This window comes from Janthinobacterium sp. GW456P (assembly GCF_002127655.1).
Lineage (GTDB): Bacteria > Pseudomonadota > Gammaproteobacteria > Burkholderiales > Burkholderiaceae_D > Janthinobacterium.
On sequence record NZ_NEHB01000029.1, the window covers coordinates 81,681 to 92,489 of the forward strand.

Consider the following 10,809-nt stretch of genomic DNA (forward strand, 5'->3'; position numbering starts at 1 on the left):
ATTTTTTATTATTTTCGTGAAGAAATAAAACCGGGCTATAACGGTCTTAGAATCGCACTTAACCAAGCAGAATAGCGCCAACGGGGCGCGGTTGCCGATAATTCTTGACAGCGGACATCATGAAACCTTGCGATCATCTTATTATCACCATATTGCTCAGCTCAATTAACGCCGCGTATGCCCAGGTGGCTCCCGATGCGGGCTCCTTATTGCAGCAGATAGAAAAAGGCCGCGCTCCCGCATTACCGAAAAAGTCCCCCCAGGAATTAATGCCGGCGCCGCCCGCCATGCAGGAGATGCCCGGCATGGCGGTGACCGTGCAACGTTTCCGCTTCCAGGGCAATACCCTGCTGAGCGACGCCGTGCTGCAGCAGGCCGTGGCGCCCTATCTGGACCGCCCCCTCGCCTTCCAGGACTTGCAGAACGCGGCGCTGGCCGTGGCGGCCGCCTACCGCCAGGCCGGCTGGATTGTGCGCGCCTACCTGCCGCGCCAGGAAATCGACGGCGGCATCGTCACCATCCAGATTGTCGAAGCCGTCTTCGGCGGTGTGCGCACCCAGCCCGGCACGGCGCCCACGCAGCGCATGCCGCTCGAACGCATCACGCCCTACGTCACGCGCGCCCAGCCCATCGGCGCACCGCTGAACGCCGACGCCCTCGATCGCGCCCTGCTCGTCATCGACGACTTGCCGGGCGTGACGGCAGCCGGCAACCTGGCCGCCGGCCAGCGCGAGACGGAAACCGACCTGGTCATGAAGCTGGGCGACGAACCGCTGCTGACGGGCGACGCCGGCGTCGACAACACGGGCAACCGCTCCACGGGCGCGGCGCGCGCGGCACTCAACCTGGCCATCAACAGCCCCTTGCATCTGGGCGACCAGCTCGTTGCCAACCTGATCCACTCGGAAGGCAGCGATTATGTCCGCCTCGCCTACAGCCTGCCGCTGAGCAGCGATGGCTGGCGCGCGGGCGTCAGCGGCTCGCACCTGTCGTACCGGCTGACGGCGGACGAATTTGCCGCGCTGCACGCCAAGGGCAGTTCCAACACGGCCGGCGTGGACGCCAGCTATCCGCTGCTGCGTTCGCGCCTGCGCAACCTGTATCTGCAGCTCAATTACGACGACAAGCGCTTCGACAACGCCGCCAACGGCGTCACCAGCAGCAACTACAAGATCCGCGCCTTCTCGGCCGGCCTGACCGGCAACCTGTTCGACAGCCTGGGCGGTGGCGGTGCGAACGCGGCCAGCCTCAGCGTCGTGCACGGCAAACTGGACCTGGACGGCTCGCCGAACCAGCTGGCCGATGCGGCCACCACACGTGCGGCCGGCAATTTCACCAAGCTGCGCTACTACGCCAGCCGCCAGCAGGCGCTGACGGAAACGCTGTCCCTGTATGGCGCACTGAGCGGCCAGCAGGCAAGCAAGAACCTCGATTCTTCGGAAAAATTCTATTTGGGCGGCAATTACGGCGTGCGCGCCTACCCGGCCAGCGAAGCGGGCGGCAGCGATGGCCAGCTACTGAACCTGGAATTGCGCTGGCGCCTGCCGGCCGACGTCAACCTGACGGGCTTTTACGACTGGGGCCACGTCAAGGTCAACCATGACAACGACATCAACGGCGCCGCCCACGTGAACGGCTACAGCCTGAAGGGCGCTGGCCTGGCCGTCAGCTGGACCAGCAGCTTTCGCCTGAACCTCAAGGCGGCCTGGGCGCGGCGCATCGGCAGCAATCCCAACCCCAACCTGAACGGCAGCGACCAGGACGGATCGCTGCGCAAGAATCGCTTCTGGCTGCAAGCCTCGCTGCCCTTCTGAACCCACCACGCTGTGCCTGAATCGAAACGGAGATTGTCATCATGAGCGGACATGCCACCATCAATCGCTTCTACCGCCTGATCTGGAGCGAGGCGCAAGGCGCCTGGATCGCCGTCGCGGAAAACACGCGCGGACGGGGCAAGCGCAGCGGGCGCGGCGCCTTCATGGCCGCCCTGTTCGCCGGCCTCGGCCTGGCACCGGCCGCGTGGGCCGCGCCGCCCGCGCCGAACCAGCTGCCGACGGGCGGCCAGGTGACGGGCGGCACCGTCAATATCGCCCAGGCGGGCGCGCAGATGAGCATCAACCAGGCCAGCCAGCGCGGCGCCATCGACTGGCAGACTTTCAACGTGGGCGCCCAGGCGCAAGTCAATTTCCAGCAACCCAACAGCGCCGCCGTGACCCTGAACCGGGTGCAGGACAGCCAGGCCAGCCAGATCTTCGGCCGCATCACGGCCAATGGTCAGGTCTTCCTCAGCAATCCGAACGGCGTGTACTTCAGCCCCACCGCGTCCGTCAGCGTGGGCGGCCTGGTGGCCACCACGCACACGATGAGCACGGCCGACTTCATGGCAGGCAGCAATACGTTCACGCGCAATGGCGCCACGGGCGCGGTCGTCAACGACGGCAACCTGCAGGCCGGACTGGGCGGCTACATCGCCATGCTGGCGCCGCAGGTGCGCAACAACGGCATCGTCATCGCCCAGGCCGGCACGGTGGCCATGGCGGCCGGCGAACAGATCGCGCTGCAGTTTTCCGACAGCCGCACCCTGGCCGGCGTGCTGGTGTCGCCCTCGGCCATCGCCGCGCTGGTGGAAAACGGCGCGGCCGTGCATGCGCCGGGCGGTCTCATCATCATGTCGGCCCAGGCCGCCAACCAGCTGCAGGGCGGCGTGGTGCGCAACAGCGGCGCCCTGGAAGCGACGGGCCTGGCCGCGCGCGGCGGCAAAATCGTGCTCGACAGTTCCGGCCTGGTCGAGAATGGCGGCAGCCTTGACGTGTCGGGCAGCCAGGGGGGCAGCATCGCCATCGCGGGCGACCGCATGCTCAACGCGGGCGGCTTGCGCGCCGATGGCGGCGGCGCCATCGGCAGCACCCTGGCCAACGGCCTGGTGGAAACGGCCAGCGCCACCGTGTCGGCGCAAGGCGGCGGCAGCATCGCCATCGATGGCGGCGCCGGCAAGATCTACACATCCGGCCGCTACCAGGCCGATGGCGAGCATGGCGGCAAGGTCGTCATCACGGCCCGCGACGTGGCCCTGATGGGCGCCAGCGTCAGCGCCACGGGTGCGTCCGGCGGCGGCACCATCCTCATCGGCGGCGATTACCAGGGCCGGAACACGGCCATCCGCAATGCCGTCAACACCACCGTCGGCAAGGGCGTGCGCCTGAACGCGGACGCCACCGGCGCGGGCAACGGCGGCAAGGTGGTGGTCTGGTCGGAAGAGAAAACCGTGTTCGGCGGCGACATCGGCGCGCGCGGCGGCGCCTGGGGCGGCGACGGCGGCATCATGGAAGTGTCCGGCAAGCAGACCCTGCATTTCGGCGGCACGGCCAACGGCTACGCGCGCTACGGCAAGTCCGGCACCCTGCTGCTGGACCCGAAAGACATTTACATCGACAGCCAGCTGTCGGGACAGCTGGAATTCGTCGATCCCCACCCCACGGCGGGCGGCAGCTTCGGCAAGACCACCACGGCGCTGACCACCACGGCGGGCACCACCATCACGCGCACCGGCTATGTCGTCATCACGAATCCCGACGACAACCTGGGCGCCACCGGCTCCGGCGCCGCCTACCTGTTCCGCCAGAGCGACCAGGCGCTGATCTCGACGCTGTACGGCACGCATGCGGGCGACAAGGTGGGCAGCTATGCCGTCACCTCTCTGGCCAATGGCAATTTCGTCGTCAGCAGCAATCTGTGGGACAACGGCAAGGGCGCCGTCACCTGGGGCAACGGTACGACAGGCTGGGGCGCGGGCGCGCAAGCCGTGTCGGCCACCAACAGTCTGGTGGGCAGTACGGGCACGCACTTGAGCAGCCAGGGCTACGCCACCTCGGACAATGTGGGCGGCAGCGCCATCAAGACCCTATCGAACGGCAACTACCTGGTGGGCACGGGCAGCTGGTCCGATTCGCGCGGCGCGCTCACCTTCGGCGACGGCGGCACGGGCGTGGCCGGCGTCGTCAGCGCCGGCAACAGCCTGGTGGGCGGCACGCCGATGACCATCGTGCCTGCAGATGGCTACAAGCAGTACAAATTCGGCGACCAGGTGGGCGGCAGCATTAACCTTTTGCCCAATGATAACTATGTGCTGGTGAACTCGGCCTGGAACAAGGGCGTGGGCGCCGTCACCTTCGGTTCCGGCAGCAGTGCGCTGACGGGCGTGGTGGGCGCGGCCAACAGCCTCGTGGGCGACAGCGCGCGCTTCGACGCCACGGGCAATGGCACTGGCACGGACAAGGTCGGCAAATACTTCCAGGCCCTCAGCGGTTCGCAATTCCTCATCTACGGCTCGGACTGGAACAACAGCGCCGGCATGGTGGCCTCGTTTGACGGCGTCAACGCCGTGACGGGCCTCGTCTCGGCTGCCAACAGCCTCGTCGGCGGCGCCTCCGACGCGCTGTCGTCCGGCGGCGTCACCTTGCTGGGTAACAACAACGCCTATGTGATCAGCAGCCCCGGCTGGAACAGTGCACGCGGCGCCGCCACCTGGGTGGCTTACGGCACGAACGTCAAGAATGCCGTCGTGGCCAACGGCCTGATCGGCTCCACCACGGGCGACAGCATCGGCAGCAAAGCCGTCACTGTGCTCGACAACAACGATTACGTGGTATCGAGCCCGAACTGGAACGGCACGCGGGGCGCTTCCACCCTCGTCGATGGCACGACGGGCTTGAGCAAGGCCAGCCAGGATGGCACGGTCGGTGCCGGCAACAGCCTGGTCGGCAGCCAGGTCAATGACCGCGTGGGCGCGGGCGGCATCCTGGCCCTCGTCGGCAATGGCAATTACCTGGCCCTGAGTCCCTACTGGGCCAATGGCGGCAACGCCAGCGCCGGCGCGGTGACGTGGAACAGCGGCGCCAGCCCCACCTTGGGCGCCGTCTCGGCCGCCAACAGCCTGGTCGGCAGCTTCAGTGGCGACCGCATCGGCTCCTACCAGTACAATAGTTACCAGACCAACAATCCCGTGCCCGTGCTGCAGGAAGGAACGTCGATCAGTCTGCTCTCGAATGGCAACTACGCCGTGGCCAGCCCCATGTGGAACGGCACGCGCGGCGCCGTCACCTGGAGCAGCGGCGCCACCGGCGCCACCGTCGATGGCGGCCACACGATCAGCGCGGCCAACAGCTTCATCGGCAGCAATGTCGCCGACTTCATCGGCGGCTTCGTGGTGCCCTCCGACATCGTCACCAACCCCGTCAACGGCGGCACCAGCCACCAGGACGCGATAGGCAATGGCGTCACCGCGCTATCGAACGGCAATTTCGTCACCGCCAGCAGCTACTGGCGCAATGGCGCGGCGCTGCGCGCGGGCGCCGTCACCTGGAGCGATGGCAACGGTGCGCCCACCGTGGGCGCCGTCTCGGCCGCCAACAGCCTGGTCGGCAGCGTCACGGACGACCGCGTGGGCACGGCCAAGAACAATGTGAATGGCGTGACGGCCTTGCTGGCCGGTTACGACAGCAACGGCAAGCAGCTGTATAGCGGCAACTATCTCGTTTCCAGCATTCTTTGGGACAATGGCGCGCTGGCCGACGCGGGCGCCGTCACCTGGGGCAGCGGCACGGGGCCGCTGACGGGCACGGTTTCCAACGCCAACAGCGTGCTGGGCCTGAAAGCCAACGACAGCAAGGACTGGACCATCACGCCGCTGGCGGTGTCCGGCAGCTACCTGATCCAGAATCAGTACTGGGACAACGGCGCCGCCACGGGCGCCGGCGCGCTGACGTGGGTCAATGGCAGCACGGGCCGCCTGTCCGACTATGCGGCCCAGGGCAGCCGCAACATCGTTTCCGCCGCCAACAGCCTGGTCGGCACCCAGGCCAACGACAATGTGGGTTCCTATGTCGATTACCTGTACAACTACGATGCCGTCAACAATATCAACCGCTATACGGGCAACTATATCGCCCTGAGCACGAACTGGGCCAATGCCGCCAACGCGACGGCCGGCGCCGTCACCTGGGGTAGCGGCGCGGCCGGCGTCAGCGGCGTGATCGGCAGAAATAACAGCATCGTAGGCGAAAAAGCCGGCGATGCGCTGGGCAGCTATTACGCAGTGCTGATCAACGGTCATTACCTAGTGGCCAACCCGAACCGCGACATCAACGGCATCGTCAACGCGGGCGCCGTCAGCTGGGTCGACGGCAACACGGGCAGGCTGAACGACTATGCGGCGCAAGGCAACCAGAACATCCAGTCGGCCGCCAACGCCATGGTCGGCAGCCATGTCAACGATTACGTGGGCAGCGGCATTCAGCTGGCCTCGTACTACGGCACCACCGCCGATTATGCCAATCCAGGCTATTTCATCATCTCGCCGGACTGGAATTGCGGCGCCGGCGCCGTCAATTTCATCAGCAACGCCAGCGCCCCCCTGACGGGCGTGGTGGGACCGGACAACGCGGGGGTCGGCAATCCGAACGGCCGCTTCTGGGGCGGACTCGGCACTTACCCGAACATGTCGCTGGCCAGCAGCAATACCGCCTTCGTCACCTTCGCCGGCGATAACGGCCACGTGATACTCGTCTCGTCCAGCATGCCGTCCGCCACTCCCATGTGGCTGCCGGGCGCCACCGGCTACGGCGACGCCGAAGGCGCGACGCAGGCCATGACGCCCGATTACATCGCCGGCGTCTTGCGCACCGGCACCAGCGTAACCCTGCAGGCAAATAATGATATTTTCGTCAAGAGCGGCATCGACGCCAGCGGCGGCGTGGCCGGCGGCGCGCTGACCATGCAGGCGGGGCGCAGCATCGCCGTGCTGGGCGACATCATCACGGGCAACCGCGACCTGAACCTGATCGCCAACGACAGCCTGGCCAACGGCGTCAAGGATGCCTACCGCGACGCAGGCATCGCCACCATCAGCATGGGCAGCAATGCGCAGGGCGCGCCCGCCGTGATCGACGCGGGCACGGGCCATGTCTCGATGCTGATGGCCGACGGCAGCGACAAGAGCAACCATATGGCCGGCTCGATCAGCGTCAACAGCATCACGGCGGCCAGCATCAAGCTGCTCAACCAGGGCAACGGCGCCGGCACGCTGGCCGACCTGCCCGACCTGAGCGCCAATTGCTGCGGCTTTGACGTGGGCTACCGCGGCATCGGCGCCGACGTGACGCTGAACAGCGGCGCCATCCTGAGCGCCAGCGGCGCCGGCACGGCCGTGACCCTGGCGGCGAAAGGCAATTTCAACAATAATTCCGGCAATGGCGCCGCCAGCATCGCCCTGTCCGACCCAGGCGCGCGCTGGCTCGTGTATGCGAACGCGCCGGGCACCAGCACGTTCGGCAACCTCGACAGCAATAATACGGCCATCTGGAACAGCAGCTACACGGGCAGCGATGCCACGCAGACGGGCAACCGCTACCTGTTCACCTACCAGCCCACCATCACCGTCAACACGCAAAACGTCAGCAAGACCTACGGCGACGACCTTGCCACGGGCACGGCCCTGGCGGACCAGGTCATCAGCCTGTCCGGCGCGCAGGGCGCTGTGGCGGGCGCCTACCTGGGCGACACGGTTTCGACCGCCCTGTCCGGCGCCGTCACGGCCACGTCCGCCGGCGCGGCCGCCACCGCCGGCGCCGCGGGCAGCCCGTATGCGATCACCGTCAACCTTGGCGGCGTGACGGGCAACAACGGCTATGCCGTGGCGCTGGGCAGCAACACACCGCGCACCCTGACGGTACAAAAGAAAACCCTGACGGCCTCGCTGAACCCCGTCAGCAAGCAGTATGACGGCAGCAACGTGGCCAGCCTGTCCAACAGCGACTATGTGCTGAACGGCCTGGTCGGCGGCGATTCCTTCATCGTATCATCAAGCGGCCTGTACGGCGGCATCAACGTCGGCAGCTACGCCGTCAACGCCCTGCTCTCGGCCGGCAACTTCACGGCTGGCGCGGGCACCCTGGCCAGCAACTACAACCTGCCCGTCGCGGCCAGCGGCACGGGCAGCATCACGCCGAAGGCGCTGACGGCCGTGGTGATCGGCACGCCGAGCAAAATCTACGACGGCAACGCGAATGCCACCCTGTCCGCCGGTAATTACCAGCTGCAAGGCTTTGCCGGAGGCCAGTCGGCCACGGTCGGCCAGGTGGCGGGCCTGTACAATTCCAGCGACGTGGCGGGCGCCAGCAGCGTCAGCGCCCTGCTGTCAGCCGGCGACTTCACGGCCGGCGGCGGCACCTTGCTCAGCAATTACATCCTGCCGACGAGCGCCAGCGGCGCCGCCGTCATCACGCCCAAGACCCTGACGGCCAGCCTGACGGGCGCCATCGTCAAGACCTACGACGGCACGACGGCGGCGCTGCTGGGCGGCGCCAACTACAACTTCGCCGGCTTCATCGGCGGCCAGTCGGCCAGCATCACGCAAACGGCCGGCAGCTACAATTCCGCCAATGTGGCCAGTGCGAACAGCGTGACGGCAGGCCTGTCGGCCGGCGACTTCACGGCCGGTGCCGGCACCACCTTGTCGAACTACGCGCTGCCTTCCTCGGCCAGCGGCGTTGCCAGCATCACGGCCAGGACCTTGACGGCCAGCCTTGCGGGCAGCATCGGCCGTGTCTACAACGGCACGACCACGACCAGCCTGACGGGCGCCAACTATGCGCTCGATGGCCTGGTGGCCGGCGAATCGTTCAGCGTGAACAAGATCACGGGCAACTTCGACAGCCGCAACGCGGGCAGCCGCACGGTCAGCACGACGCTGTCGTCCGAGGATTTCACGGCCGGCGCAGGCACGTCATATGRCAATTACCTGCTGCCCACCAGCGCCACGGGCACGGGCRTGATCACGCCGAAAACCATCACATTGACCGCGCCATCCATCAGCAAGGTCTACGACGGCAACCTGGCCTACACCATCACCAGCGGCAACCTGTCGGCCCTGTCGGCCGCCCTCGTCGGCGGCGACACGGTGACGAATGCCGCCTTCAGCTATGCCGGCAAGAACGCCGGCAATGGCAACAAGGTAGTCAACTTCGATAGCGCCACGCTCAGCGACGGCAATGGCGGCGGCAACTACAGCGTCAGCCTGGCCGGCAACAGCAGCAGCACCANTGATCACGCCGAAAACCATCACATTGACCGCGCCATCCATCAGCAAGGTCTACGACGGCAACCTGGCCTACACCATCACCAGCGGCAACCTGTCGGCCCTGTCGGCCGCCCTCGTCGGCGGCGACACGGTGACGAATGCCGCCTTCAGCTATGCCGGCAAGAACGCCGGCAATGGCAACAAGGTAGTCAACTTCGATAGCGCCACGCTCAGCGACGGCAATGGCGGCGGCAACTACAGCGTCAGCCTGGCCGGCAACAGCAGCAGCASCATCACGCCGCGCATCCTCACCGTGCAGGCGACGGGCATCGGCCGCGTCTACGACACCACCACGAATGCCAGCGTCACGCTGGGCGAYGACCGCGTGGCCGGCGACCTGCTCGACGTGACGAACGCCGCCGCCAGCTTCGCCAACAAGAACGTGGGCGTCAATAAAACCGTCACCGTCAGCGGCATCGCCGCCGCCGGCGCGGATGCCGGCAACTACATCGTGGAAAACACCAGCGCCCTGACGACGGCCAGCATCACGCCCGCCCTGCTGCAAGTGACGGGGATCAGCGCGCAGAGCCGCAATTACGACACGACGCGCAACGCCCTGATCACGGGTACGCCCACCGTGCAGGCGCTGGGGAACGACGTGGTCACCGTCACGGGTACGGGCAAGGGCCTGTTCGCCGACAAGAACGCGGGCAGCAACAAGGCCGTCACCGTCACCGGCTACACGAAGGAAGACGGCAACTACCNTACATCGTGGAAAACACCAGCGCCCTGACGACGGCCAGCATCACGCCCGCCCTGCTGCAAGTGACGGGGATCAGCGCGCAGAGCCGCAATTACGACACGACGCGCAACGCCCTGATCACGGGTACGCCCACCGTGCAGGCGCTGGGGARCGACGTGGTCACCGTCACGGGTACGGGCACGGGCCTGTTCGCCGACAAGAACGCGGGCAGCAACAAGGCCGTCACCGTCACCGGCTACACGATGGAAGACRGCAACTACCTCCTGCTGCAGCCGACGGGCCTGACGGCCACCATCACGCCGGCCGTGCTGGAATTGTTCGGCCTGAATTCGGGCGTGAGCAAGGCCTATGACGGCACGACGGGCATCACCCTGGCAGGCACACCCATCGTCTTCGGCCTGGGTAGCGAGAGCGTCACCGTGCTGGGCACCGGCACGGGCCAGTTCGCCAACAAGAACGCTGGCATGGGCAAGGCCATCACGGTCAGCGGCTTGACCTCCAGCGACAGCAATTACACGATAGGCCAGGCGCCCGAACTGACGGGCAGCATCACGCCCGCCCAGCTGACCCTGCATCCCGTGACGGCCTTCACACGCGTGTACGATGGCGGCACCGCTGCGCAGATCGTGCTCGGCAGCTACGCCCTGAATGGCCTGGTGGCGGGCGAATCGTTCAGCGTGAACAAGACCACGGGCACCTTCGACAGCCGCAACGCGGGCAGCCGCACGGTCAGCACGACGCTGTCGTCCGAGGATTTCACGGCCGGCGCAGGCACGTCATATGGCAATTACCTGCTGCCCACCAGCGCCACGGGCACGGGCATGATCACGCCGAAAACCATCACATTGACCGCGCCATCCATCAGCAAGGTCTACGACGGCAACCTGGCCTACACCATCACCAGCGGCAACCTGTCGGCCCTGTCGGCCGCCCTCGTCGGCGGCGACACGGTGACGAATGCCGCCTTCAG

At 66.6% G+C, this 10,809-nt stretch carries 3 protein-coding genes and 1 pseudogene; all 4 read left to right on the plus strand.

Annotation, left to right across the window (positions count from 1 at the left end; all coding sequences use genetic code 11):
• Positions 1-269: 269 nt before the first annotated feature.
• Positions 270-1,814, plus strand: coding sequence for a ShlB/FhaC/HecB family hemolysin secretion/activation protein (locus CBW66_RS22600; protein ID WP_230492116.1), 1,545 nt, complete (start codon positions 270-272; stop codon positions 1,812-1,814).
• A gap of 41 nt (positions 1,815-1,855) precedes the next feature.
• A pseudogene (locus CBW66_RS22605) lies at positions 1,856-9,061 on the plus strand (YDG domain-containing protein); the annotation flags it as partial.
• 61 nt (positions 9,062-9,122) lie between these two features.
• Entirely contained in the window at positions 9,123-9,869 is a 747-nt protein-coding gene (locus tag CBW66_RS29085; RefSeq protein ID WP_172402988.1) for a YDG domain-containing protein, read from the plus strand.
• Positions 9,848-10,809, plus strand: a 962-nt coding sequence (locus CBW66_RS22610; protein ID WP_253250918.1) for a YDG domain-containing protein, incomplete at its 3' end; no start/stop codon positions are given. The genes CBW66_RS29085 and CBW66_RS22610, both read left to right, overlap by 22 nt.

What these genes read in the sequence shown, in the direction of transcription:
- CBW66_RS22600 (WP_230492116.1), top strand. Translation starts at nt 270, where the DNA reads ATGCCGGCGCCGCCCGCCATGCAGGAGATGCCCGGCATGGCGGTGACC.